The 24,450-nt window shown below is 59.4% G+C and carries 24 protein-coding genes; 13 read left to right on the top strand and 11 right to left on the bottom strand.

Features of this window, described 5'->3' with window-relative positions:
• Positions 1-26 precede the first annotated feature (26 nt).
• The 3 genes from ACQZ45_RS16700 to ACQZ45_RS16710 all read left to right on the top strand — a co-directional run bounded on the left by ACQZ45_RS16700 (position 27) and on the right by ACQZ45_RS16710 (position 4,251).
• Positions 27-737, top strand: a complete 711-nt coding sequence (locus ACQZ45_RS16700; protein WP_003516652.1) for an ABC transporter ATP-binding protein — start codon at positions 27-29, stop codon at positions 735-737.
• Entirely contained in the window at positions 734-3,295 is a 2,562-nt protein-coding gene (locus ACQZ45_RS16705) for an ABC transporter permease (protein WP_113291847.1), read from the top strand. The genes ACQZ45_RS16700 and ACQZ45_RS16705 overlap by 4 nt, the downstream gene beginning before the upstream one ends.
• A 218-nt stretch (positions 3,296-3,513) precedes the next feature.
• A complete protein-coding gene (locus ACQZ45_RS16710) occupies positions 3,514-4,251 on the top strand; it encodes a Bax inhibitor-1/YccA family protein (protein WP_003516647.1) in 738 nt (245 codons plus the stop codon).
• A gap of 135 nt (positions 4,252-4,386) precedes the next feature.
• Here the strand turns inward: ACQZ45_RS16710 and ACQZ45_RS16715 are convergent, their stop codons facing one another.
• From ACQZ45_RS16715 to acnA, 3 genes are all read right to left on the bottom strand, one after another.
• Positions 4,387-4,779, bottom strand: a complete 393-nt coding sequence (locus tag ACQZ45_RS16715; protein WP_003516645.1) for a DUF2794 domain-containing protein — start codon at positions 4,777-4,779, stop codon at positions 4,387-4,389.
• Between the two features lie 397 nt (positions 4,780-5,176).
• Positions 5,177-5,917 carry a DUF1223 domain-containing protein gene (locus ACQZ45_RS16720; RefSeq protein WP_003516643.1) on the bottom strand — a complete coding sequence of 247 codons (741 nt, stop codon included), beginning with the start codon at positions 5,915-5,917 and terminating at the stop codon, positions 5,177-5,179.
• A 195-nt stretch (positions 5,918-6,112) separates the two neighbouring features.
• Positions 6,113-8,806 carry an aconitate hydratase AcnA gene (acnA, locus tag ACQZ45_RS16725; RefSeq protein ID WP_003516634.1) on the bottom strand — a complete coding sequence of 898 codons (2,694 nt, stop codon included), beginning with the start codon at positions 8,804-8,806 and terminating at the stop codon, positions 6,113-6,115.
• A 272-nt stretch (positions 8,807-9,078) separates the two neighbouring features.
• Here acnA and ccmA point away from each other — a divergent pair, with 272 nt between their 5' ends.
• From ccmA to ACQZ45_RS16750, 5 genes are all read left to right on the top strand, one after another.
• Positions 9,079-9,720: a heme ABC exporter ATP-binding protein CcmA gene (gene ccmA, locus ACQZ45_RS16730; protein ID WP_038492420.1), complete on the top strand. Its 642-nt coding sequence runs from the start codon at positions 9,079-9,081 to the stop codon at positions 9,718-9,720.
• A 202-nt stretch (positions 9,721-9,922) separates the two neighbouring features.
• The gene (gene ccmB / locus ACQZ45_RS16735; RefSeq protein ID WP_003516632.1) at positions 9,923-10,582 is read left to right on the top strand and encodes a heme exporter protein CcmB; all 660 of its coding nucleotides are present in this window, start codon (positions 9,923-9,925) and stop codon (positions 10,580-10,582) included.
• Positions 10,583-10,656: 74 nt separating this feature from the next.
• Positions 10,657-11,418 (top strand): heme ABC transporter permease, encoded by a 762-nt coding sequence (locus tag ACQZ45_RS16740; protein ID WP_019566029.1) that lies wholly within the window; start codon positions 10,657-10,659, stop codon positions 11,416-11,418.
• A gap of 4 nt (positions 11,419-11,422) precedes the next feature.
• Positions 11,423-11,596, top strand: a complete 174-nt coding sequence (gene ccmD / locus ACQZ45_RS16745) for a heme exporter protein CcmD (RefSeq protein WP_003516630.1) — start codon at positions 11,423-11,425, stop codon at positions 11,594-11,596.
• Positions 11,593-12,198 carry a DsbE family thiol:disulfide interchange protein gene (locus tag ACQZ45_RS16750; protein ID WP_013636917.1) on the top strand — a complete coding sequence of 202 codons (606 nt, stop codon included), beginning with the start codon at positions 11,593-11,595 and terminating at the stop codon, positions 12,196-12,198. Before ccmD ends, ACQZ45_RS16750 begins: the two co-directional genes overlap by 4 nt.
• Before the next feature lie 18 nt (positions 12,199-12,216).
• Here ACQZ45_RS16750 and ACQZ45_RS16755 read toward each other — a convergent pair whose 3' ends face one another.
• The 7 genes from ACQZ45_RS16755 to ACQZ45_RS16785 form a co-directional block, all read right to left on the bottom strand.
• The gene (locus ACQZ45_RS16755) at positions 12,217-13,404 is read right to left on the bottom strand and encodes a GGDEF domain-containing protein (protein ID WP_019566028.1); all 1,188 of its coding nucleotides are present in this window, start codon (positions 13,402-13,404) and stop codon (positions 12,217-12,219) included.
• Positions 13,405-13,525: 121 nt separating this feature from the next.
• Entirely contained in the window at positions 13,526-14,122 is a 597-nt protein-coding gene (locus tag ACQZ45_RS16760; RefSeq protein WP_003516627.1) for a DUF2585 domain-containing protein, read from the bottom strand.
• A complete protein-coding gene (locus ACQZ45_RS16765) occupies positions 14,119-14,769 on the bottom strand; it encodes a septation protein A (RefSeq protein ID WP_003516625.1) in 651 nt (216 codons plus the stop codon). The genes ACQZ45_RS16760 and ACQZ45_RS16765 overlap by 4 nt, the downstream gene beginning before the upstream one ends.
• 2 nt (positions 14,770-14,771) lie before the next feature.
• The gene (ftsY, locus tag ACQZ45_RS16770) at positions 14,772-16,202 is read right to left on the bottom strand and encodes a signal recognition particle-docking protein FtsY (RefSeq protein WP_065705167.1); all 1,431 of its coding nucleotides are present in this window, start codon (positions 16,200-16,202) and stop codon (positions 14,772-14,774) included.
• 30 nt (positions 16,203-16,232) lie between these two features.
• Positions 16,233-17,507 (bottom strand): tRNA (N(6)-L-threonylcarbamoyladenosine(37)-C(2))-methylthiotransferase MtaB, encoded by a 1,275-nt coding sequence (mtaB, locus tag ACQZ45_RS16775; protein WP_448742383.1) that lies wholly within the window; start codon positions 17,505-17,507, stop codon positions 16,233-16,235.
• Positions 17,504-18,406 (bottom strand): diaminopimelate epimerase, encoded by a 903-nt coding sequence (gene dapF, locus ACQZ45_RS16780; RefSeq protein WP_113157526.1) that lies wholly within the window; start codon positions 18,404-18,406, stop codon positions 17,504-17,506. The genes mtaB and dapF overlap by 4 nt, the downstream gene beginning before the upstream one ends.
• Positions 18,407-18,527: 121 nt before the next feature.
• Positions 18,528-19,643 (bottom strand): MBL fold metallo-hydrolase, encoded by a 1,116-nt coding sequence (locus ACQZ45_RS16785; RefSeq protein ID WP_162736204.1) that lies wholly within the window; start codon positions 19,641-19,643, stop codon positions 18,528-18,530.
• Between the two features lie 282 nt (positions 19,644-19,925).
• On the opposite strand from ACQZ45_RS16785, the gene ffh reads away from it, so the two are divergent.
• From ffh to trmD, 5 genes are all read left to right on the top strand, one after another.
• On the top strand, positions 19,926-21,497 hold the full coding sequence (gene ffh / locus ACQZ45_RS16790; protein ID WP_113291844.1) for a signal recognition particle protein: 1,572 nt from the start codon (positions 19,926-19,928) through the stop codon (positions 21,495-21,497).
• Positions 21,498-21,508: 11 nt separating this feature from the next.
• On the top strand, positions 21,509-21,826 hold the full coding sequence (locus tag ACQZ45_RS16795; RefSeq protein WP_013636924.1) for a chorismate mutase: 318 nt from the start codon (positions 21,509-21,511) through the stop codon (positions 21,824-21,826).
• Positions 21,827-21,859: 33 nt separating this feature from the next.
• The gene (gene rpsP / locus ACQZ45_RS16800; protein WP_003516612.1) at positions 21,860-22,237 is read left to right on the top strand and encodes a 30S ribosomal protein S16; all 378 of its coding nucleotides are present in this window, start codon (positions 21,860-21,862) and stop codon (positions 22,235-22,237) included.
• A 204-nt stretch (positions 22,238-22,441) separates the two neighbouring features.
• On the top strand, positions 22,442-23,008 hold the full coding sequence (gene rimM, locus ACQZ45_RS16805) for a ribosome maturation factor RimM (RefSeq protein ID WP_003516610.1): 567 nt from the start codon (positions 22,442-22,444) through the stop codon (positions 23,006-23,008).
• A 4-nt stretch (positions 23,009-23,012) separates the two neighbouring features.
• On the top strand, positions 23,013-23,702 hold the full coding sequence (gene trmD, locus ACQZ45_RS16810; RefSeq protein WP_013636925.1) for a tRNA (guanosine(37)-N1)-methyltransferase TrmD: 690 nt from the start codon (positions 23,013-23,015) through the stop codon (positions 23,700-23,702).
• On the opposite strand, the gene ACQZ45_RS16815 is transcribed toward trmD, so the two are convergent.
• A complete protein-coding gene (locus tag ACQZ45_RS16815; RefSeq protein WP_013636926.1) occupies positions 23,699-24,445 on the bottom strand; it encodes a sulfite exporter TauE/SafE family protein in 747 nt (248 codons plus the stop codon). The two genes, trmD and ACQZ45_RS16815, sit on opposite strands and share 4 nt — an antisense overlap.
• Positions 24,446-24,450 lie beyond the last annotated feature (5 nt).

Genomic DNA, 24,450 nt, shown 5'->3' on the forward strand with positions numbered 1-24,450 from the left:
TTTCATCATATATAGGAACGAGAATTGTGACGAAAAGCATCATAGAGCTTAAGAAGGCCGACCTCACGCTCGGCAACGCCGCCGCCTCCGTTCACGTTCTCAAGAGCATCGATCTTGCCATTGGCGAAAGCGAGGCGGTGGGGATCGTCGGCCCTTCCGGTTCGGGAAAATCGACGCTTCTCATGGTGCTTGCCGGTCTCGAAAGGCTGGATAGCGGCGAGATCGTCATAGCGGGCACGGAATTGCATAAGCTCGGCGAGGATGCTCTCGCGGATTTCCGCGGCAAGAATATCGGCATCGTTTTCCAGTCTTTCCACCTCATCGCCAATATGACGGCGCTGGAAAACGTAGCCGTTCCGCTGGAACTGGCCAACGTGCCGAACCCCTTCGAGATCGCCAAACGGGAACTCGTCGCTGTCGGTCTCGGCGAACGCCTCAACCATTATCCCGGCCAGCTCTCCGGTGGCGAACAGCAGCGTGTTGCGATCGCCCGCGCGCTTGCACCCTCCCCCGCCGTGTTGATCGCAGACGAACCGACCGGCAATCTGGATGCGGATACGGGCCAGCAGATCGCCGATCTTCTTTTCTCAAAACAGGCCGAACGCGGCATGACGATGATCCTTGTCACCCATGATCCGTCACTGGCCGCCCGTTGCTCAAGACAGATCAAGGTGCGCTCCGGCGAGATAGAGGGTGACAGCGCCACTGCCCATATGGCCCGGGCGGTGTCGGCATGATCGGCTCCATTCTCCCGTCTGTTGCCAACATCAAAAACGCATTGAGGCTCGCGCGGCGCGAAATTCGCGGCGGTTTGCGTGGCTTCTATATTTTCCTCGCCTGCATCGCGCTCGGAACCGGCGCCATTGCCGCTGTCAACTCCGTGTCACGCGCCGTCACCAGCGCGATTGCGACGGAAGGCCAATCGATACTGGCTGGCGATGTGCGCTTCGAGCTGCGCAACAGGGAGGCAACCGCAGAGGAACGGGCCTACCTCGATGGCCTCGGCAAAATTGCGGTTTCCACAGGGCTGCGCTCCATGGCGCGCCTTGCCGATGGTTCCGAACAGACGCTGACGGAAGTGAAGGCCGTAGACGGCGCCTATCCGCTTTACGGCGCCTTCGTAGCAGACCCAAACCGCCCTCTGAGCGAGCTTCTGGCTGCGAACGGCGATACCTATGGCGCCGTTGCCGCGCCGCTTCTCCTGGAGCGGCTGGGCATCAAGGTCGGCGACGACATCCTTCTCGGTAATGTGAAGCTGAAACTGACCGGCACGGTTGTCGACGAGCCGGATGCCCTGTCCGACGGCTTCGGTTTTGCCCCAAGGCTGATGGTCAGCCGCGACGCGCTTTTCGCATCAGGTCTCGTTCAGAACGGAAGTCTGGTCGAACACGCCTACAAGATCATGCTGAACGATCCTGCAGCGCGGGCAACGATGACCGATGCGGCCAACAAGACGTTTCCCGATGCCGGCTGGTCCATCCGCACGAGTGACCGGGCAGCGCCATCGCTTACCGAAAACGTCAACCGCTTCTCGCAATTCCTGACGCTGGTGGGCCTGACCGCCCTCATCGTTGGCGGCGTCGGCGTTGCGAACGCCGTTCGCGCGTTCCTTGATTCCAAGCGCACCACGATCGCCTCGCTGAAATGCCTCGGCGCGCCGGCTTCCGTGGTCACCATGACCTATCTCTTCCAGATCGTGTTCATTGCCGCCGTTGGCATCATCATCGGCCTAGCTGTAGGCGCCATCGCCCCGCTGATCGCCATGCGGTTTCTGGAGGGTGTGCTTCCGGTGCCGAAAGAGCTTGCCTTTTATCCAGCAGCACTTGGTCTTGCCGCCCTGTTCGGCATCTTGACGACACTTGCCTTCGCCATCGTGCCACTCGGCCAGGCGCGCGAAGTTCCCGCGACCGCCCTTTTTCGAGAGCAGGGGTTCGAGGAGGGCAGCTGGCCGTCCTGGCCTTATCTTGCAGTGACGAGCTTGTTGTTGGCTGCGCTGGCCATACTTGCCATCTTTTCGGCAGAAGAACGTTTCATCGCCTCGGTTTTCCTTGCCGCCATCGCCTTCGCGTTTGTGGTGCTGCGACTGGTGGCGTCAGGCGTCAAGGCCATTGCCAAACGCAGCCCGCGCGTTCATTCCGCCGCCCTTCGCCTGGCGATCGGCAATATTCACCGGCCGGGTGCGCTCACCCCCTCGGTCGTTCTCTCCCTCGGCCTTGGGCTGACGTTGCTGGTGACCCTGACGCTTATCGACGGCAATCTGCGCCGCGAACTGACCGACAGCCTGCCGGAACGAGCGCCGAATTTCTTCTTCATGGATATTCAGGGCACCGAGTTGCAGGGTTTCCGCGATCTTCTCAGGCAAGAAGCACCTCAGGGCACTCTGACCGAGGTGCCGATGCTGCGCGGCCGCATTCTGGCGCTCAATGGCGAGGACGTGACGAAGATAGACGTGCCGCCATCCGGCCGCTGGCTGCTGCGCGGTGATCGGGGCATAACCTATTCGCAGGATGCTCCCGAAAACGCCAAGCTGACCGAAGGAACATGGTGGGGACAGGATTATAGCGGCGAGCCGCTGGTCTCTTTTGCGGCGAAAGAGGCGCAGGAACTGGGCCTCAAGATCGGCGACACCGTTACCGTCAACGTGCTCGGCCGCAGCATCACGGCAAAGATCGCCAATCTGCGCAATGTCGAATGGGAATCGCTGTCGATCAATTTCGTCATGGTGTTTTCACCCAATACCTTCCGTGGCGCACCACATGCCTGGCTTGCCACACTCGCCGACCCCTCCGCATCCGCAAGCGAGGAGGGCCAGATATTGCGCGCCGTTACCAACGCCTACCCAACGATAACAAGCGTGCGCGTGAAGGACGCCCTCGATGTGGTCAACCGGCTGGTCGGCCAGCTTGCCACCGCAATTCGCGCAGCAGCGGCCGTTGCGCTCATAGCCTCCGTCCTCGTCCTCGCCGGCGCTCTTGCCGCCGGAAACCGTGCCCGCACCCATGATGCGGTCATCCTGAAAACACTGGGCGGTACACGCAGCCTGCTGATCCGCGCCTTCTCCTATGAATATATGATGCTCGGTCTCGCCACCGCCGTTTTTGCGCTTTTCGCCGGCGGCGTCTCCGCCTGGTTCGTCATTTCCCGCATCATGAAGCTGCCCTCCAGCTTCCTGCCGGATGTGGCGATCGGCACGGTCGTCGTCGCCCTCGTCATGACGGTAGGCATCGGCCTCATGGGTACATGGCGAATTCTCGGGCAGAAGGCCGCTCCGGTTTTGCGGCAGGCGGGTGAATAATCTTCGGTTGTGCGCTGCTTAACTTTAACGATTAATTCTTTGTAATGATCGCTGAAACGTGAGCGCTTTTCGCGCATATGGTGTCTTTTCGACTGCGAAAGGCCTTGTATCGGACACGTTCTGCCATCATATTCTTGGGCAGGCTTGCTGAAGCTCCGCAGCGGCGCCCGGGAGGTATCCCGACACCGTAGCAATTACGGAGCTCAAAAGAGGAAACAATGGCTGACTTCAATAACTACCAGAACCGCATGGCCCAGACCCGTGCACAGACTGGTGCGATGATCGATGAAGGTCTTCGCGCCTACATGCTTAGGGTTTACAACCTTATGGCACTGGCTCTGGTCATCACCGGTGTTGCTGCGTTCGCTACCTTCACGCTCGCGACCACCAATCCGGCTTTCGCCCAGTTGCTCTATGCATCGCCGTTGCGCTGGGTTGTGATGCTCGCACCGCTCGGACTGGTGTTCTTTCTTAGCTTCCGTATCCAGAACATGAGCGTTTCCGCCGCCCAGATGACCTTCTGGGTCTATGCGGCGCTGATGGGCGTGTCCCTGTCTTCGATCTTCCTGGTCTATACCGGCCAGAGCGTCGTACAGACGTTCTTCGTGACCGCTGCCTCGTTCGGCGCGCTCTCGCTTTACGGTTACACGACGAAGAAAGACCTTTCGGGCATGGGTTCGTTCCTGATCATGGGTCTGTTCGGCCTCATCATCGCATCCATCGTCAACATCTTCCTCGCCTCTTCCGCGCTGCAGTTCGCGATCTCCGCGATTGGCGTGCTGATCTTCGCTGGCCTCACCGCCTATGACACGCAGAAGATCAAGGAAATGTATTTCGATGGCGACGAAGTTGCCGTGGCTGGCCGCAAGGCGATCATGGGTGCGCTGACACTCTATCTCGACTTCATCAACCTGTTCATGTTCCTCCTGCAGTTCATGGGCAACCGTGACAAGTAAGGGCAGGAACCCAACTGGCAAACATGCAAAAGGCGGCCATTCGGCCGCCTTTTTATTTACAAGAAATTCAAAACCTGACCGTCTCCCAACCCGCTGTGGCATCAAGCGGCGGAATGGGTAACCCGTAGTCCCATCTCACTCGATAAGCTTCAGGACCTTGTCGAAAACCTTGAGAACCTGCGGCAGTTCGTGGCCACGTTTGAGAATGCGGCCATCCGTATTCACCACGCAATAGGCGCCCTGTTTCGCCGCCAGCTTTGGGTTCTTCTCGATCCTGTAGAGCGGCATTTCACCCGAGCGTTTAAAGACTGAAAATACCGCCTTTTCCCTCAAGTGGTCGATGGCATAGTCGCGCCACTCGCCCTCTCCCACCATGCGGCCATAGATGCGCAGGATCGCGTCCAGCTCACGCCGGTGGAATGTAATTGGCAGAGGGTCTTTGTCTTTTTTGTACTCGCGGAGATCGACAACGGTGGAACTGTCGCGTGAAGCGGTCTGAACCTGCTGCACATCCGGTTGATCGGTCATCCAATACCTCCGATTCCACCCAACTCGTCCGATTAATGTGAGCCGGAGAAGACAAAATTGCAAGTCTCGAACAGCCATTGAACATGAGATCGCAACTTTGGAGGAGGGTTTTACGGTCTTAGGACGGCAGCGAAACCCAGCGTCTGGGACGCAGAAAGACACCAGCCGATGTCCATAAGGACGCTGCCTTAGAAAAAAGCAGGGGTAAAAAAGGTAACCATTTAGGCAGCCATTTTAGCATGGCCTGCCGTATTTCGGTCAAACCATGGCCCGAATTGAATGGAATAGTCCTATTGTCAATTGATGCCTAGGCACCAAGATGACCCGATCCGGTGCATTGACCCTTTACCCCCAGCCCCCAATGCCCGGATCGGATCTTCCATCGCCAGACAGGCGATCAGGGTGTTTCGTTCCCCAGTAAAATACTTGCACCGACGATTGCCGCCGGATCGCCGCTGGCATTTGCCGTTTGCAACAGCACGGCGCAGCCACCCTTTTTCACCTTTGCCACCACGCTCGCCGGAAGCTTCACCGTCATCGGTGAACCATCCCACATGCCCACGGTCTGCACGTCATAGACGCTGTGCCAGTAGGACATTTTCTTCCCCTGGTTTTCGCCTTTCTGCACATCCACCGTCTGTTCGCGCGTGAAATAGGCGACCACGACATCGGCCTTGCCGCTGCCGGCGCCAATATCGATCTCCACCTCGTCACCGGCAAATTTAGATGCGACCGGCACGTTCAGCCCCTGGCCCTCGCGCTTGAAAGCATCCAGCCTGTCGTAAATCCCGCGGACATCCGCACCCTTGACGTGGTCGCGACCGTTCAGGATGGCCTGCGGCGTATAGACACCGTTGCGGCCGAGAGCGCGCATGTAGCCATATTGCCGTTCTGTATTTTCCTTCGATGCCAGGGAATCTGTCCAGCCAAGATAATTCCAGTAGTCGACATGGTAGGAGAGGCCGACCACATCACCCTTCTGGATCATCTTGCGCAATGCTTCGTCCGCCGGCGGGCAGGACGCGCATCCCTGCGATGTAAACAACTCGACAACGCCCTTCACAGCCTCCTGCGCATGCGCGGATGTGACGAGGAACGTGCCGAGAAGACATATCGACAGGGGCAATTTCAGCGGCATTACAAGAACCTTTGTCCGGAGCAGATATCCAGACGAATTGATGCGATCAACCCAACCGGATGCAAACCGGAAAATAGCGTCTATTCCACTTCAATAGAAAGTCACGAAGGGGTGAGTGGCAATCACAAAAAAAGAGATGATGAAACGCAAAGACGCCGGGAAAAATCCCGGCGTCCTTTGTTGGTCTGAGCTTTGTCAGGCAACCAGATCGCGAAGAACGGTCTGCAGAATGCCGCCATTGTTCATGTAGATCACTTCATCCAGCGTATCGATGCGGCAAAGAAGCGGAACTTCCTTCACCGAACCGTCGCTGTAGGTGATCTTGGCGATCTTCTTTTCACGCGGCTTGATTTCACCTTCGAGACCATCGATCTCGACGACTTCATCACCCTTGAGATCAAGGCTTGCCCAGGTCGTGCCTTCCTCGAAGACGAAGGGAACGACGCCCATGCCGACGAGATTGGAGCGGTGGATACGCTCGAAGGACTGTGCGATGACCGCCTTGACGCCGAGCAGGTTGGTGCCTTTCGCCGCCCAGTCGCGGGAAGACCCGTTGCCATATTCGACACCGGCGAAGATGACGAGCGGAACGCCCTCCGCCTTGTACTTCATGGCAGCGTCGTAGATCGACATCTCTTCCTTCGACGGATAGTGGATGGTGTAGCCACCTTCCTTGCCGTTCGGGCCGAGCATGTGGTTGCGGATGCGGATATTGGCGAAGGTGCCGCGCATCATGACTTCATGGTTGCCGCGACGCGTACCGTACTGGTTGAAGTCGGCAACGCCCACGCCGTGCTCCGTCAGATAGGCGCCGGCGGGCGAAGCAGCCTTGATCGAACCGGCCGGGGAAATGTGGTCGGTTGTGATCTTGTCGCCGAAGAGACCGAGAACGCGGGCGCCCTTGATGTTCGTAAGGCCCGTACCGGTCTTGCCCATGCCCACGAAGTAAGGTGGGTTCTGAACATAGGTCGACTTGTCGTCCCAGGCATAGGTCTGGCCCGGGGGAACCTGAACGGCCTGCCAGTTCGCGTCACCCTTGAAGACATCAGCGTACTTCGATTCGTAAAGTTCGCGGGTGACGTATTTCAGGATAAATTCCTGGATTTCCTGCGAGGTCGGCCAGATATCCTTGAGATAGACCGGATTGCCGTTCTGGTCGTCGCCGATCGGCTCCTTCGTCAGGTCCTTCTGGACCGTACCGGCAAGCGCGTAGGCCACGACGAGCGGCGGCGAGGCGAGATAGTTCGCCTGAACATCGGGCGAGATACGGCCTTCGAAGTTGCGGTTGCCGGAAAGAACGCCGGCCGTGATCAGGCCCTTGTCGTTGATCGTCTTGGAGATCGGTGCGGGCAGCGGGCCGGAGTTGCCGATGCAGGTGGTGCAGCCGAAACCGACGAGGTTGAAGCCAATCGCATCGAGATCCTTCTGCAGACCCGACTTGTCGAGATATTCGGCAACGACCTGCGACCCCGGCGCCAGCGAGGTCTTCACCCACGGCTGGGACTTCAGACCCTTGGCAACCGCATTGCGGGCGAGAAGGCCGGCAGCGATGAGAACGGAAGGGTTGGACGTGTTGGTGCAGGAGGTGATGGCGGCAATCGCCACATCGCCATGGCCGAGATCGAACTCCTCACCCTCAACCGCATAGCGGCTGTGGAGCTGACCGGGCTTCTTGTAGTCGTTCTCGAGAGCCGTCGCGAAATTCGGTGCAATGGTTTCGAGCGGCAGACGGCCTTCCGGACGCTTCGGACCGGCCATGGATGGCACGACGTCGCCGAGGTCGAGTTCAAGGGTGTCGGTGAAGACGAGGTCGGAACCGTCGCCGGTCCGCCACATGTCCTGTGCCTTCGAATAGGCTTCGACAAGCGCGATACGATCCTTGGTGCGACCGGACATGGTCAGATAGTTGATGGTCTCGCCATCAACCGGGAAGAAGCCGCAGGTAGCGCCATATTCCGGACCCATATTTCCGATGGTGGCACGGTCGGCCAGCGTCATCGAATCGAGGCCGGGGCCGAAGAATTCGACGAATTTGGAAACCACGCCCTTCTTGCGCAGCATCTGCACGACGGTCAGCACGAGGTCGGTCGCAGTCACGCCCTCCTTCACCTTGCCGGTCAGCTTGAAGCCGATGACCTCAGGCAGGAGCATGGAGACAGGCTGGCCGAGCATCGCTGCTTCAGCCTCGATACCGCCAACGCCCCAGCCGAGAACGCCAAGACCATTGATCATGGTGGTGTGGCTGTCGGTGCCGACGCAGGTATCCGGGTAAGCGATCGTTTCGCCGTCCTCTTCCTTGGTCCAGACGGTCTGGCCGAGATATTCGAGGTTTACCTGGTGACAGATGCCGGTACCGGGCGGAACTACGCGGAAGTTCTTGAATGCCTGCTGGCCCCACTTCAGGAAGCGGTAACGCTCGCCATTGCGCTCATATTCAAGCTCGACGTTTCGGGCAAACGCCGTCGGCGTGCCGAATTCGTCAACGATAACAGAGTGGTCAATCACGAGGTCGACGGGAACGAGCGGATTGATCTTTTCCGGGTCGCCACCGAGCGACACCATGGCATCGCGCATAGCGGCGAGATCGACCACAGCCGGAACGCCGGTGAAGTCCTGCATGAGAACGCGGGCGGGACGATAAGCGATTTCGTTTTCGGTCAGGCCCTTATTGTTCAGCCACTCTGCAACGGCCAGAATATGCTCCTTGGTGACGGACTGGCCGTCCTCGAAACGAAGCAGGTTTTCCAGAAGAACTTTCATGGAATAGGGGAGCTTGGAAACGCCCTTCAGGCCGTTTGCCTCAGCCTTGGGAAGGCTGAAATAGACGTAGTCCTTACCATCAACGGTAAGGACGGAACGACAATGAAAACTGTCGAGTGATTTGGGCATGGATAAAAAACCCCGCTTACTCTGATAGCCAACACGTGCGTGCGGACACCTATGCACTCATGCACATCAGGATGCGGGTACGACCATTTCCGCTGTCCGCACGTGAAAATTGCTCCTCGCAATCGTCAAGTCCGGCGCAAGATGATGTTCACGCCGGCCGCTGGCGTGGTTGACACCCATATAGATAATTTCTCAGAAACGTGCCAGACCATTCAGGAAATCAAATCGATTTTTTTATGCGAGACGATGAAAATCTTATACGGAAACGCAGCATGGATTTGACGGCGGAAAATCTTGGCGTGCGACGCGGCGAAGATTTCATATTCATGAACATTTCCTTCAAGTTAAGTGACGGCGAAGCGCTGGTGCTGACCGGCCGCAACGGCTCGGGAAAATCCACGCTTCTGCGCACTGTGGCCGGCCTGCTGCGCCCCGAGCAGGGCTGGGTAAAGATAGCCGGCAAAGGAATAGAAGCGGACATGCGTCCATCGGAGGCCTGCCATTACCTCGGCCATCGCAACGCAATGAAAACGGAACTGACGGTTTCGGAGAATCTGCGGTTCTGGAAAGACTTTCTCGGTGACTTCGCCGGCGGCGCCGGTGTCGATATCGATGAGGCGGCAGACATCGTCGGCCTTGCGGGCATCACCCACCTGCCCTTCGGTTACCTATCCGCAGGCCAGCAGCGACGTTTTGCCATGGCAAAGCTTTTGATCGCGTGGCGGCCGGTGTGGATTCTCGACGAGCCGACAGCGGCGCTCGACAAAGCAGCGGACGGCATGTTTACGGATCTGGTCAAGAGCCACCTGAGGAGAGGCGGCATCGTCATGGCTGCGACCCATCAGCCTCTTGGGCTCGACAATGCGCGGGAATTGCAGATGACGGGCTTTGCAGGTGTGGAGGCTTGGGCATGAGGGCTATGCGCGGGGGGTATACCCCCCTCTGCCCTGCCGGGCATCTCCCCCACAAGGGGGAAGATCAGCAGGAGGCACCTTCGCCGCTCCATCCGAAAACTGCGCGACGGGCGAAATCTTGCCGCAGATCGATCTCCCTCCCTGTGGGGGAGATGCCCGGCAGGGCAGAGGGGGGTGAAGACCCACGCACGGAGCACTCCCAATGACCGCCCTCTTCCTCCGCGACCTGAAACTCTCCATCCGCGCCGGCGGTGGCGCGCTGATCGGCGTCTTGTTCTTCATGACCGTTGTCGCCGTCATCCCCTTCGGTGTCGGGCCTGATCTCAATCTGCTTGCACGCATCGGCCCGGCCATCGTCTGGATCGGCGCGCTGCTCTCCACCCTCCTCGGCCTCGACAGGCTGTTTCAGGCAGAGCGGGATGACGGCTCGCTAGACCTCATACTCATGCAGGAAAACCCGCTTGTGCTGACCGTGCTCGTCAAATGCCTGGCACATTGGGTGGGAACGGGTCTGCCACTGGTCATCGCCTCGCCGCTCATCGGCCTGTTCATGAATATGGACGAAGTGGCGATCGGCGCGGTGATGCTCACACTCCTTGTCGGATCGCCCGCCATTACCTTCATCGGCGCGGTGGGTGCCGCTGTCGCCGTTGCCTTGCCGCGCGGCGGCCTTCTGGTCTCCATCCTGGTGCTGCCATTGGCCATTCCGGTTCTGATCTTCGGCGTCAGCGCGTCCTATGCGGCGGTGCAGGATCCGGCACCCTTTCTGCCGCCCTTCCTCATTCTCTGCGCGATCACGTTATTTTCAGCCGTGACCGGTCCTTTCTTTGCCGCTTTGGCATTGCGCAATGTTATGGATTGATGAAACCGCAATTGCCGATCTACGATTGACGGCGATCAATTGCGGGGCAGCCATTCTCGGGTTACACAAACGGCATGAACGAGCAGACTTTCACCATCACCAAATTCAGTGATCTCGCCAATCCCACGCGGTTTCTGGCGCTCTCGGCACGCATTCTGCCCTGGCTTGCGGTCCTGACGGCACTGGTGCTGGCCGCCGGTCTCTATCTGTCTTTCACGACAGAGGGCGACTACCAGCAGGGTTATACCGTGCGCATCATGTATGTGCATGTCCCGTCCGCCTGGCTTTCGATGATGTGTTATACCGTCATGGCGGTCTCAGCGATCGGCACGCTCGTCTGGCGTCATCCGGTTGCGGATGTCAGCCACAAGGCGGCCGCACCCATAGGCGCTGCCTTCACGCTGATTGCGCTTGTTACCGGCTCGCTCTGGGGTAAACCCATGTGGGGAACCTGGTGGGTATGGGACGCGCGGCTGACGTCCGTCTTCGTGCTTTTTCTGATGTATCTTGGCCTGATAGCGCTCAACCGCGCCATGGACGACCCTTCCAGAGCCGCCCGTGTCAGCGCCGTGCTCATCCTCGTTGGTTTTGTGAATATTCCCATCATCAAGTTTTCAGTTGAATGGTGGAACACGCTTCACCAGCCGGCAAGCGTCATCCGCATGGGCGGCTCGGCAATCGATTCGGAGTTTCTCTGGCCGCTTCTGACCATGGCGATCGGCTTCACGCTACTGTTCTTCACGTTGCACATCGCCGCAATGCGTAACGAAATCTGGCGCCGGCGCGTGGCAGCCCAACGGCGGCTTGCCGCCCGCATGGCAAACCGGGAGGCATGACAACATGACACACGCCTTTTATATCGGCATGTCCTATGCGGCGACCGGCCTTGTCGTCCTCTGTCTCATCGCCTGGGTCATTCTGGATGGTCAGGCGCGCAAACGGGAACTGAAAGAACTGGAAGCATCCGGCGTGCGCCGCAGGGCAAAAGCCGCTTCTGCGGGTGAAACCCGATGACGCAGGCCAGCCAGGACCAGAACACCAAAGCCAAAAGCACGGGGCGCACACGATATGCCCTGGCGCTTCTGCCGCTTCTGCTTTTCGGCGGTTTTGCCATTATCGCCGGCAAGATGCTCTACGATCAGGACGTCAACGGGCTGGATATCAGCGCCATTCCATCGGCGCTCATCGGAACCAAGGCGCCCGCACTGTCGCTGCCGCCGCTGGAAGGCTCAAACCTGCCGGCCCTCAACGATGCCGCCGTCAAGGGTAAGCTGACGCTGGTCAACGTCTTCGCCTCCTGGTGCATTCCGTGCCGTCAGGAGCATCCCATCCTTCAGGAATTGGCGAAAGACAAACGCATCACCGTCGTCGGCATCAACTATAAGGACAAACCGGACAACGCGCTTCGTTTTCTCGGCGAACTCGGCAATCCCTTTGCCGCGATAGGCGTCGACCCGAACGGCAAGGCCGCGATCGACTGGGGTGTCTATGGTATCCCTGAAAGCTATCTGGTCGGCGCCGACGGCACGATCCTCTACAAAAAGGTCGGCCCCTTCGATGCCCGCAGCGTCGAGCGGGATTTATTGCCGGCGATCACCGCTGCGGCCGGAAAATAGCCCGCGCGCCGAACGATACTATGCCTTGGAAATCACCCTTAGCGACGGCCCTTCGGCTGTCGCCTGCAAACCCATTCCTTCAAGCACGACCTGATTGCGGCCACCACGCTTTGCCGCATACAGGCTGTCGTCAGCGCGTTTGATCGCATCGTGAATTGAATGATCTCCCCTCGCAACAGCTGAAACGCCGAAGCTTGCCGTGACCTTGGTGGACACGCCACGGCTACGCCAATCCAGCGACAGAAGGTTCAAACGCATGGCATTGGCAAGGTGACCGGCCGCGGCGGCGGTGTGGCCGGGCAGGAAAACCACGAATTCCTCGCCACCGAAACGCGCCACCAGAGCGTCGCTACGCGCGCTTTTCCTGAGAAGGTCCGAAAGGCCGATGAGAACGATATCACCGGCGGCGTGGCCATAGTCATCGTTGATACGCTTAAAATGGTCTATGTCGCACGCAATTACTGCGCCTATTGGTGTCCCACTGCGAAAATCGGGAACGCGCCGGTCGAACCCACGGCGGTTCAGCACATCCGTCAGCGGATCGTGCTCAGCCGCTTGCAGGTGCCGGTCGACAGTCACGGAAATCTGGCTCGCAAGTACGGATAGCGCAAGCAGAAAGCCGAATATGCTCGCGGCAAGCTGCATGTAGAAAGCATAATCGGATTCGAAGAATTCGCTTAGTTCGATCATCGAACCGTTCGGCGTCATCACCAGCAACATGCCGATGCGCACCAGCGTTTCGAGCACCACGAGTGACGCAATCGCCACCATCAGCCTGTCTGCAAGCGCCAGGGGCCGCTTCCGCACGATCCAGACCGGGATAGCGAGCAGCAGGGCGCAGACAAGATCACCGATGACCAGCTCACGTTTCAGATCCGGTGTGATGAAGACATGGAACGAGACCAGCAAAACCGCCGCAGCCACGATCGACAGTCGCGCCGTCGTATAAAGCGGCCGTCCGAAATGGATGAGCAGCGCATGGCCGTAGAGAAAAAACGCAGAAAAGAACAACAGGTTCGAGACGATCGCCTGCACTTCGAAGGGCAAGCCGCGAAGCACCAGAGGTGCGGCAAAACCAAACGCCGCCGAAAGATATCCGAAACCCCAATATCGCGCCGAAGCGTGGCCTGTCCTCTGCAGGAACAGGAATACCACACCGAATGTCAGCATGATGAAGGGGAGAAGGTAGGCGAAATTATCTTGCACAGTGTTCTGCCGGACGGAAAGACGAGCCTTTGAGCCCGGACACTACCGCAATGCCCTTAAGAAAACTTGCATATAACGCAGGGTTTTCGTGCCTTTCCGACGCACGTACGGGCAGATATCTTCACATTGGCGGGAGCGCGTTCTGCCATTGCTTGATCGCTTCGACGGGCCAGACAAGCATCACTACGTTCAGCGTCAGATTATCGCGGATCAGCCAGCCGGTGAAGATTTCAAAGAAGATGGCGATCACAACCGTCAGCCACACCGGCACGCGGGCGGCGAAGAGGAAACCCAGCGCCATGAAAACGGTGTCCATCGCGGAGTTCAGGATGCTGTCGCCGGTATAACCCAGCGCCATGGTCGCCGTGCGGTAACGATCGATGATGAGCGGCGAGTTTTCGAGAATTTCCCACGCTGCCTCTATCAAAACCGCAAAAGAAAGCCGCATGGAAAGGGGTTTCTTGCGAAACAGCAGCCAGGCGAGCCCGTAAAACAGGAAGCCGTGGATAATGTGTGAGGGCGTGTACCAGTCGGCAAGATGCTGGGAATTGCCCGGCGTGTTCACACCGGGTTCGAACAGCTTCACATAACCGCATTCGCAAATGGGAATGCGGCCCATGGCATAGAGGATGACGATCTGCAGGAGAAGAAGTCCGGCGGCGACACCGAACCATTTGAACGAGCGCGGACGGGAAGCCGGCATCTCTGCAACTGTCATTTTTCGTCCTTGTTCAACGGTTCGAGCGAATGACGCATGACGAGCGGCATTTGCGCCATGGTGAAGATGATCGTGATCGGCATCGTGCCCCACACCTTGAACGCAACCCAGGCGTCGGTTGAGAACATGCGCCAGACCACCTCGTTCAGCACGGCGAGAAAGAGGAAGAACACGCCCCAGCGCAGCGTCAGCTTGCGCCAGCCCTCATCGTTCAGCCTGAAGGCCGAATTGAAGACATAGCCAAGCAGCGACTGGCCGAAAAACAGGCCGCCCAGCAGAATGACGCCGAACAGCGCATTGACGATGGTTGGCTTCATCTTGATGAAGGTATCGTTCTGCAGCCACAGCGTCAGCGCACCGAACACGAGAACCACAATGCCTGATATCAGCGGCATGATCGGCAGCTTGCGCGTCAGCATCCATGAGACGGAAAGCGCAATTGCGGTTGCGATCATGAACAGGCCGGTGGCGATGAAGATCGGCCCGCCGAACTCCGTCAGTACCGGAAAAGTGGAGGCCAGCCATTCGCCGCGGGAATTGGCGAAAAAGAACACCATAAGCGGGCCAAGCTCGAGCACGAATTTCAGGAGCGGGCTGATTTCCGCCACCATCTTTTCGCTTTCCTTGGAATTGCTTTCAATATCCATACTCAAACTCCCGCAATGGCCTTGGCGAAATCTTCCGCCTCGAAGGGCTCCAGATCGTCCACGCCTTCACCCACACCAATGAAATACACCGGCAGCTTGTGTTTGGCGGCAATGGCCACGAGGATACCGCCCCGCGCCGTGCCATCCAATTTTGTCATAATCAGGCCCGAAACACCCGCAACATTGCGGAATATCTCCACCTGGTTCAAGGCGTTCTGCCCGGTCGTGGCGTCCAGTGTCTGAAGCACGGTATGCGGCGCATCGGGATCGAGCTTGCCGAGCACGCGCACGATCTTTTCCAGCTCCGCCATCAGCTCCGTCTTGTTCTGCAAACGGCCGGCAGTATCAATGATGAGCACATCGCTTTTTTGCGCACGCGCCTGCTCATAGGCGTCGTAAGCGAGACCCGAGGCATCCGCACCGAGCTTGGTGCCAATGAATTGCGAGCCGGTGCGATCCGCCCAGATCTTGAGCTGCTCGATTGCCGCCGCACGGAACGTATCGCCGGCCGCGAGCATGACCTTGAGGCCAGAGCCCGAGAGCTTGGAGGCGAGCTTGCCGATGGTCGTGGTTTTGCCAGTGCCGTTCACGCCGACGACGAGAATGACATGCGGCTTGTGTGAAAGATCGAGTTCCAGCGGCTTGGCGACAGGTTTCAGGACCTTGGTGATCTCACCCGCCATGATGCGCGCCACATCCTCGCCGCTGACATCCTTGCCGTAACGTTCCGAAGACAAGGCGCCCGTGATGCGCATGGCGGTCTCGACACCCAGATCCGACTGGATGAGAAGGTCTTCCAGTTCGTCGAGCGTATCCTCATCCAGCTTGCGCTTGGTGAACAGCGCCGAAATCTGGGTGGTAAGTTGCGAGGAGGTGCGCGCAAGCCCGGCCCGCAGGCGCTGGAACCAGCTAAGCTTCGGCTGCGGCGCTTCGGCGACAGGCTCTTCGCGCTCGCTTGCCGCCGCAAAACCTTTCGGCAAGATCGGCGAAACGGCAGAGGGCTCAACGGCACCGGCAGCCTCCGCCTCATCGAGCAGCGCATCCATCGCATCTGCATCGAGCACGGCATCGGCAGCTTCGGGCAAAACCTCGGCCTGTTCTTCGGCGGCGGCTTCGGCCTGCAACAGCGACAGCGGAACAACGCCGATGTCTCCGGCCTGCTCGGCACCGGGCAGAAGCGGCGCGTCCTCTTCCTCCTGGTCGTCGGAAAGGGCCGCATCGGCATCCGGAGCAGGCCCACCGGCCGTCTCGATCTCCAGTTCGGAAACCGGGTCTTTCTCGACAATTGGATGTGCTTCGGCTTCGCTCAGTGCCTCATCGAAAGAGACATTTTCTCTGGCGCGTTCAAGCGCGGAATCCTCTTGCGGCTTGCCGTCAGTCCCGGCCTTGTCCTTGCCGAAAGAAAAGACTTTTTTGATGAAGCCGAGGGCCATGGTCGTTCCCGTGTCTTTTCCTGTGCCGCTTCAGGCCGCGTCCGCTGCGAGAAGCTTCATGTTCAGATGTTTGCCGTTGTGGCCGGTAATCTCAACCTGCGCAAGAGTGCGCGGGAGAAGATCGGGCGCCGCCACCAGCGTGAAATTGTCGGTATGCGCAAAACCGGTGTTTTCAACGAGGATCGTTTGCGTCGAACCGAGCATGTTTTGCAGATGCACGAGCCTGAGTGCCTCGCCACGTTCACGAAGCCTCGCCGCCCGCTCCTTCACCAGCGCACGGTCGAGCTGCGGCATACGCGCCGCCGGCGTGCCGGCACGCGGGCTGTAGGGAAATACGTGCAGGCTGGAAATGCCGCATTCTTCCGCAAGCGTCGCGGCGTTTTCGAACATCTCTTCGTTCTCGGTCGGAAAACCGGCGATCATATCAGCACCGAATGCGATATCCGGCCGGAGCGACCGCACCTCGTGACAGAAACGGATGGCATCGGCCCGCAGATGACGGCGTTTCATGCGTTTCAGGATCATGTCGTCGCCATGCTGGAGGGACAGGTGAAGATGCGGCATGAAACGCGCCTCACCTGCAATCAGATCCATCAGATGGTGGTCGGCCTCGATGCTGTCGATCGAGGATAGCCGAAGTCTCAAGATTTCCGGCACCTGCTTCAGCAATGTCTTGGCAAGAAGCCCTAGCGAAGGTTCGCCCGGCAGGTCGGCACCGTAGCTGGTAGCATCCACCCCGGTCAGCACGATTTCGGAATAGCCGCTTTCCACCAGCCTGCGCGCCTGCTTGACCACAGCGCCCATCGGCACGGAGCGGGAATTGCCCCGCCCATAGGGAATGATGCAGAAGGTACAGCGATGATCGCAGCCGTTCTGCACTTGAATGAAGGCACGGACATGCCCGTCAATGTGCTTGACCATCTGCGGCGCCGTCGCCTTGATGCTCATGATGTCGTTGACGCGCAGCTTTTCTTCCGCCGAAACGCCGAAATCCGGCAGTGCGCGATAGGAGGCGCTTTTCAGCTTTTCCTCATTGCCCAGCACCGCATCCACTTCGGGCATCTCGGCAAAGGTCTGTTTTTCAGTCTGGGCAGCACAGCCGGTCACGATGATGCGCGCATGCGGGTTGTCGCGCCTTGCCCGACGGATGGCCTGGCGCGCCTGGCGCACCGCCTCGCCCGTCACCGCGCAGGTATTGACCAAGACGGCATTGTTGAGTCCGGCCTTTTCGGCCTCCGCCCGCATCACTTCCGATTCATAGGTATTGAGACGGCAGCCGAAGGTTATGACCTCGACGCCGCTCATATGGCCCCCTGCTCAGCCACGGCATCGCGCGACCAGGCGCCGCTGATGGGATCGACCATGCCGGACCACTCCCATTCGGCCGGCCCCGTCATGATGACGTGGTTGTCCTCGCGCCATTCAATTGTCAGCGGCACACGCACATGGCTGGAGGCGACATCGATGGTGACTTTCCTGCCCGTGCGGCCGGTGCGCGCAGCGGAAACGGCAGCGGCACATGCGGCAGAACCGCAGGCGAGCGTCAGCCCGGCGCCGCGCTCCCAGGTGCGGGTGCGAAGCGCACTGTCGGAAATAACCTGCGCCAGCGTGATATTGGCCTTTTCAGGGAACATCGGGTGGTTTTCCAGAAGCGGGCCGAAGCGCTCCAGATCGAACTCCATCGGATCGCGATCCACCCAGAAAATGGCGTGCGGGTTTCCCATGGACATGACGGCGGGCGAATGCAGGATTGGCGCGTCGATCGGCCCGATCTGCAACTCGATGCGGCTCGTATCGTGGAACTCTTCAGAAAGCGGAATGTCGCTCCAGCGAAAACGCGGCAGGCCCATATCAACGGAAATCATGCCGTCTTCATGCTCAACGGCGTTCAGGATGCCCGCCACCGTCTGGAAGGTGAAGGTGGTCTTGCCGGTTTCAGAGGACAGCGCCTGCACCACGCAGCGCGTGCCGTTGCCGCAGGCCTGCGCCTTCGTGCCGTCGCAATTGAGGATATCGATGAATGCATCGGTGCCGCCGACACGCGGATCGTGGATCGCCATGATCTGATCGAACTGCGTGGCGGGATCGGCATTGAGCGCGATGGCCGCCGCAGGCGTCACCATATCCCTGCGGCCGCGCATGTCGACAACGAGGATCTTGTTGCCAAGCCCGTTCATCTTCGCAAATTCGACCGTGTCCGCCATCGTACTGAACCTGAAAACCACCTGAAACCGGAATAAAGACGGGCTTTGCCCGCACTTTCGCTCTATATGGCGGAAAGGGCGGCAAATTACCAGACTGTTGCGGCGCAAACCGCTGAGCCGCTCAGGCGGAAGGTACGTCGAAGACTTCGCCGGGCCGCATGGGCTGGAAGCGGCTCTCCTCTATCCCTTGCTCAGCAAGCGCTGCCTTCAGCGCGACAAGAGGAGCTTCGACCGCTTCATCGGTCAGTTGCACAGTGCCCCAATGGTGGCCGCAGACATGTGCCGCACCGCAGATCTTCATGCCTTCCACCGCTTCCGCCGGGTTCTGGTGCTGGCCCTTCATGAACCAGCGCGGCTCATAGGCGCCGAAAGGCAGGTTGGCGAGACGGAACTCACCGTGTTTCTTGCGCGCGGCGTGATAATTGAGGCCGTCGTGGAAGCCGGTATCGCCGATATGATAAATCTTGCCATAAGGCGTTTCGATGACGAAGGCCGCCCACAGCGCCATGCGCCGGTCATTCAGCCCACGCGCCGACCAATGGTGGCACGGCTCGAAATGAATTTTGACCGAACCAATCTCAAGGACATCGCCCCAGTCCCCCACCTTGATGCGCGCTGCCTCGACGCCGGTGCGGATGATGGAGTCATTGCCAAGCGGCGTGATGAAAAGCGGCTTGTGCGCGACATGCAGGCGCTTCAGCGTTTCCATATCCAGATGGTCGTAGTGATTATGCGTCACCAGCACCAGATCGATCGGCGGCAAATCCTCAAAACGGATGCCGGGCGGGTTGACGCGTTTGGGACCGGCGAAGCTGAACGGGCTGGTACGCTGCGACCACACCGGATCGATGAGAATATTCAGCCCTGCCGTCTGGATGAGAAAGGAGGCGTGACCGACGAAGGTGACGCGAATGTCCTTGCCGTCGATGCGGGGCTCCGGCTTTGCGAACGGAAACGGGCTGGGGTAGTTTTCCGGCCACGTGGCGCGCTCACCGTTGAAGCGCCATTTCAGGAGGCCCATGAAATTGCCGGGCGGCGAACCGCCGGGATTGAAGAAACGCACCCCGTCGAAATGATCGGAGACCGGCCCACTATAATAGGCGCTGGCGTTAGAGCGGCGCGCAAACAGGCCGCCGCCCGCAAGAGCAAGCAGACCAAGTGCGGAAAAACGAAAGAAGTTTCGACGTTTCATGGGAAAGGTATAGGAAGCCAGGCGACGCCGTTCAAGCACCGCCATCGCAGCTTTCGTCTGATCACGTAAAGATGACAAGGCACGCTTTGCCGCATGAAAACCGGCACTGTCTTGACTTTCACGGCACTTTCCTGTTTATCGCGGCCAATCAGCTGGCAGTTTCATGACTCCAAGCCGCCGACCGGGACCCGCAAAGGTATAAAGAGATCCCGGAGGTCAACACCCGACAGCGCGATGCGCCCTCGGGTGCTTTTTGGCTTTGCGTCTTGTTTTTGGCAGCGAAAGCACCGACGTTTCGGAGATCCCGGAACGAAGAAGGAAGAAACGATGTTTGAAAACCTCCAGGACCGCCTTGGTTCCATTCTGAATGGACTGACCGGCCGTGGCGCGCTGACGGAAGCCGATGTTGCCGCCGCCCTGCGCGAGGTTCGCCGTGCGCTTCTGGAAGCGGACGTTGCGCTGGAAGTCGTGCGTTCCTTCACCGACAAGGTGCGCGAAAAGGCTGTCGGCGCAGCCGTTCTGAAATCCATCAAGCCCGGCCAGATGGTCGTCAAGATCGTGCATGACGAACTTGTCGAGATGCTCGGCACCGAAGGCGTCTCGATCGACCTGCATGCGGCCGCCCCCGTCGTCATCATGATGGTGGGTCTGCAGGGTTCGGGCAAGACCACGACCACAGGCAAGATCGCCAAGCGCCTGACCGACCGCGACAAGAAGAAGGTGCTGATGGCATCTCTCGACACGCGTCGTCCGGCCGCACAGGAACAGCTTCGCCAGCTGGGCGTGCAGACCGGTGTCGACACGCTGCCGGTCATCGCCGGCCAGTCGCCGACAGATATCGCCGCACGCGCCGTGCAGGCCGCAAAGCTTGGCGGCCATGACGTCGTCATTCTCGACACCGCCGGCCGCACCCATATCGACGAACCCTTGATGCTGGAAATGGCCGACATCAAGAAGAAGTCCAACCCGCATGAAATCCTGCTGGTCGCGGATTCGCTGACCGGTCAGGACGCCGTCAATCTGGCGCGCAACTTCGATGAACGCGTCGGCATCACCGGTCTCGTGCTCACCCGTATGGATGGCGACGGGCGCGGTGGTGCGGCCCTCTCCATGCGCGCCGTCACCGGCAAGCCGATCAAGCTGATCGGTATCGGCGAGCGCATGAACGAACTCGACGAGTTCCATCCGCGCCGTATCGCCGACCGTATTCTCGGCATGGGCGACATCGTTTCGCTGGTCGAGAAGGCTGCCGAAAACATCGATGCGGAAAAAGCCCGTGCCATGGCCGAGAAGATGGCCAAGGGCAAGTTCGACCTCAACGATCTCTCCGACCAGCTTGCCCAGATGAAGAAGATGGGTGGCATGGGCGGCATCATGGGGCTGATGCCCGGCATGGCCGGCATGAAGGACAAGATGGCTTCCGCAGGCCTCAACGACAAGATGTTCGACCGCCAGATCGCCATCATCTCGTCGATGACCAAGGCCGAACGCGCCAATCCCGATATCCTCAAACACAGCCGCAAAAAGCGCATCGCCGCCGGTTCCGGCACCGATGCCGCCGAAATCAACAAGCTTTTGAAGATGCACCGTGGCATGGCCGACATGATGAAAGCCATGGGCGGCAAGGGCAAGGGCGGCATCATGAAGCAGATGATGGGCGGCCTTGCGGGCAAGATGGGGCTTGGTGGCATGATGGGCGGCGGCATGCCTGATCTGTCGAACATCGACCCGAAGCAGCTCGAAGCGCTTCAAAAACAGGCTGAAGCCGCCGGTCTTGGCAAGCCGGGCGCAGTGCCCGGTCTCGGTGGTCTGCCCGGCGGGCTACCCGGTCTGGGCGGGACAAAGCTGCCGGGTCTTGGCGGCATGCCGGGCCTGCCCGGCTTCCCGAAAAAGAAGTGAGGGCGACGCCAGTGAACAACGCAGAAGTGAAAGCCCAGCTTTCCGAATACCGCCAGTCGATCGACAATATCGATGCCGCACTGGTTCACATTCTTGCCGAACGTTTCCGCTGTACCAAGGCGGTGGGCGTGCTGAAGGCAAAATACAATTTGCCGCCGGCGGACCCGGCGCGCGAGGAATACCAGATCGAACGCCTTCGCCGTCTGGCAAAGGATGCAAATCTGGATCCGGATTTCGCCGAGAAGTTTCTAAACTTCGTCATCAAGGAAGTCATCCGGCATCATGAAGCAATAGCCGCCGAACATGGCGGTAATGAAAAGACCGCCTAACCGGCGGACAAGCTATCTCAAGGAGTAAATAACATGGCACTTAAAATTCGTCTCGCACGCGGTGGTTCCAAGAAGCGCCCGTACTACCAGATCGTCGTTGCTGACGCCCGTTCGCCCCGCGACGGCCGTTTCCTGGAGAAGGTCGGTTCCTGGAACCCGATGCTCGCCAAGGACAACCCGCAGCGCATCGAGCTGAAGGCTGACCTCATCAAGGAATGGATCGCCAAGGGCGCACAGCCGACCGACCGCGTTCTGCGCTTCCTCGCAGAGGCAGGCCTTGCCGATCGCGCCGCTCGCAGCAACCCGGAAAAGGCACTGCCGGGCAAGCGCGCTCTGGAACGCGTTGCAGAAAAGAAGCAGAAGGCTGAAGACGCAGCTGCTGCCGCAGCAGAAGCTTCTGCTGCAGAATAATCTGCAATAGAATTTTAGAGAACGGGTGGCGTGGTTTTCCATGCCGCCCGTTTTTTGTTTATTTTGGTATCAACAAACTTTAGAGCGTCAGGAACTATGCTCTAACGCGTTGGATCTGCGCATCGTGCCCTGTGAAAATCGATTCCGATTTTCACGCTGATGCTGTAAACCAGACGCAACCAACACCAGAAGACGGACGGCCCGATGGCAAAGCTGGAAAACCCGATACTCATGGCAAAGATCGGCGGCGCACAGGGATTGCGCGGCGAAGTCCGCGTCAGCACCTATACGGACGAACCGATGGCGCTCGGCGATTACGGCAATCTGGTGAGCGCCGATGGCCGCGTCTTCGAAATTCTGGAAGTGCGCGAGGGCAAGAATGTGGTTGTCGTCCGCTTCAGGGGTATCAACGACCGCAATGCGGCGGAAAGCCTGAACGGGCTCGAACTGTTCATCGAACGCGACAATCTGCCGGATGACGAGCTGGACGACGACGAATTTTATTATGCCGACCTCGAAGGGCTGGAAGCCGTCGATGCCGAAGGCAAAAGCTATGGCGCCGTCAGCGCCGTTTACGATTTCGGCGCAGGCGATCTCCTGGAGCTGAAAGGTGCGGGCCGCCGTCCCGCCCTCATCCCTTTTTCGGAAGCAGCCGTGCTTGAAATCGATCTGGAGGCGAGACGCATTCTCATCGATCCCATGGCCGCTGGCCTGATCGACAATCCGGACGACAAAGACGAAACCGGCGCATCGCCTTTCGGCAAGAAATAAGGCCATGACGTTCAAGGCTACAGTTCTGACGCTCTACCCGGAAATGTTTCCCGGGCATCTCGGATATTCGCTGGCGGGCAAGGCGCTGGAGCGCGAGCAATGGTCACTTGAGGCCGTGCAGATCCGTGAATTCGCCACCGACAGGCACAGAAGCGTGGACGACACCCCGGCAGGCGGCGGCGCCGGCATGGTGCTGAAACCCGACATTCTAGCCGCAGCCATCGACCATGTTTCAGATGGAGATACGCGACCGCGTCTGCTGATGAGCCCGCGCGGCAGGCCACTGTCGCAGGACCGAGTGCGCGAACTGGCGGCAGGCGACGGCGCGATTATCGTGTGTGGCCGCTTCGAAGGCGTCGACCAGCGGGTCATAGAGGCGCGCGGGTTGGAGGAAGTGTCGATCGGCGATTACATTCTCTCCGGCGGCGAGCCGGCCGCCCTGACGCTTCTGGACGCCATTGTCCGCATTCTGCCGGGCGTCATGGGCAACGATCTCTCAGGCGTGCATGAGAGCTTCGAGGGAGGGCTTCTGGAGCATCCGCACTACACCCGTCCGCAGGTCTGGGAAGGCCGCGACATCCCAGCCGTTCTCACCTCTGGCAATCACGCCGTCATCGACAAATGGCGGCACGAGCAGGCGCTGGCGTTGACGAAGGAAAGACGGCCCGACCTGCTGGAAAAGGCCAAGGTTTAAACCGCGAAAAAATAATAGGCCGTCAGTACCAGCCCGACTGCAATGACCAGCCAGCGGATGATCCACTGCGGCACCCGCCTTGCCGTGTGCACCCCCACATATCCGCCAAGCGCGGCCGCCGGGAACATGATGAGGGCGGCCCACCAGGAAACGACGCCGCCGCTGACGAAGATCGTAATGGCGATGATCGCGATCACCACCGAGAGCAGGTTCTTCAGGGCATTCAGATGATGATAGCTGCCACCCGAGGTCATTCCGAGGATGGCCAGCATCATGATGCCCATGCCCGCCCCGAAAAAACCACCATAGATGGAGGCGAGCCCCTGAAAGAAGAGGCTCGGCACATTACCGGGTGAACGCTCGGCACTGGCCTTCGGTCGCAGCCACGGGCCAGCGGCGAAAACAACGGTTGCGGCCAGAAGCAACCATGGCACAAGCTGGCGGAAGGAGGGGTTGTCGAGCGACAGGAGCAAAAGCGACCCCGCCAGCCCGCCGACGATGGAGACGGCCGACAGGAGGATCGCCTCGCGCCAGTGGGCGCGGATTTCAGGCCCGTAGGCGATCACGGAGGTGATGTAACCGGGAAACTGCACGATCGCCGACGTGGCATTGGCGACAATCGGCGGCAGGCCTGCAAGCGTCATCGCCCCGAAGGTCAAAAAGGTGCCGCCACCGGCGATCGCATTGACCACGCCAGATAGAAAGCCGGTCGCAAACAGCATCATGATAATAAGTACGGACATGGCCC

Source organism: Agrobacterium sp. 16-2014-1-2a (assembly GCF_053522705.1).

Coding starts and splice junctions, on each gene's coding strand:
- rpsP (WP_003516612.1), top strand. CDS start 21,860: ATGGCACTTAAAATTCGTCTCGCACGCGGTGGTTCCAAGAAGCGCCCG.
- rimM (WP_003516610.1), top strand. CDS start 22,442: ATGGCAAAGCTGGAAAACCCGATACTCATGGCAAAGATCGGCGGCGCA.
- ACQZ45_RS16710 (WP_003516647.1), top strand. CDS start 3,514: ATGGCTGACTTCAATAACTACCAGAACCGCATGGCCCAGACCCGTGCA.
- mtaB (WP_448742383.1), bottom strand. CDS start 17,507: ATGAGCGGCGTCGAGGTCATAACCTTCGGCTGCCGTCTCAATACCTAT.
- ACQZ45_RS16750 (WP_013636917.1), top strand. CDS start 11,593: ATGACGCAGGCCAGCCAGGACCAGAACACCAAAGCCAAAAGCACGGGG.
- ftsY (WP_065705167.1), bottom strand. CDS start 16,202: ATGGCCCTCGGCTTCATCAAAAAAGTCTTTTCTTTCGGCAAGGACAAG.
- ACQZ45_RS16815 (WP_013636926.1), bottom strand. CDS start 24,445: ATGTCCGTACTTATTATCATGATGCTGTTTGCGACCGGCTTTCTATCT.
- ccmD (WP_003516630.1), top strand. CDS start 11,423: ATGACACACGCCTTTTATATCGGCATGTCCTATGCGGCGACCGGCCTT.
- ccmA (WP_038492420.1), top strand. CDS start 9,079: ATGGATTTGACGGCGGAAAATCTTGGCGTGCGACGCGGCGAAGATTTC.
- dapF (WP_113157526.1), bottom strand. CDS start 18,406: ATGGCGGACACGGTCGAATTTGCGAAGATGAACGGGCTTGGCAACAAG.
- trmD (WP_013636925.1), top strand. CDS start 23,013: ATGACGTTCAAGGCTACAGTTCTGACGCTCTACCCGGAAATGTTTCCC.
- ACQZ45_RS16740 (WP_019566029.1), top strand. CDS start 10,657: ATGAACGAGCAGACTTTCACCATCACCAAATTCAGTGATCTCGCCAAT.
- ACQZ45_RS16705 (WP_113291847.1), top strand. CDS start 734: ATGATCGGCTCCATTCTCCCGTCTGTTGCCAACATCAAAAACGCATTG.
- acnA (WP_003516634.1), bottom strand. CDS start 8,806: ATGCCCAAATCACTCGACAGTTTTCATTGTCGTTCCGTCCTTACCGTT.
- ccmB (WP_003516632.1), top strand. CDS start 9,923: ATGACCGCCCTCTTCCTCCGCGACCTGAAACTCTCCATCCGCGCCGGC.
- ACQZ45_RS16720 (WP_003516643.1), bottom strand. CDS start 5,917: ATGCCGCTGAAATTGCCCCTGTCGATATGTCTTCTCGGCACGTTCCTC.
- ACQZ45_RS16785 (WP_162736204.1), bottom strand. CDS start 19,643: ATGGCGGTGCTTGAACGGCGTCGCCTGGCTTCCTATACCTTTCCCATG.
- ACQZ45_RS16765 (WP_003516625.1), bottom strand. CDS start 14,769: ATGGATATTGAAAGCAATTCCAAGGAAAGCGAAAAGATGGTGGCGGAA.
- ffh (WP_113291844.1), top strand. CDS start 19,926: ATGTTTGAAAACCTCCAGGACCGCCTTGGTTCCATTCTGAATGGACTG.
- ACQZ45_RS16760 (WP_003516627.1), bottom strand. CDS start 14,122: ATGACAGTTGCAGAGATGCCGGCTTCCCGTCCGCGCTCGTTCAAATGG.
- ACQZ45_RS16715 (WP_003516645.1), bottom strand. CDS start 4,779: ATGACCGATCAACCGGATGTGCAGCAGGTTCAGACCGCTTCACGCGAC.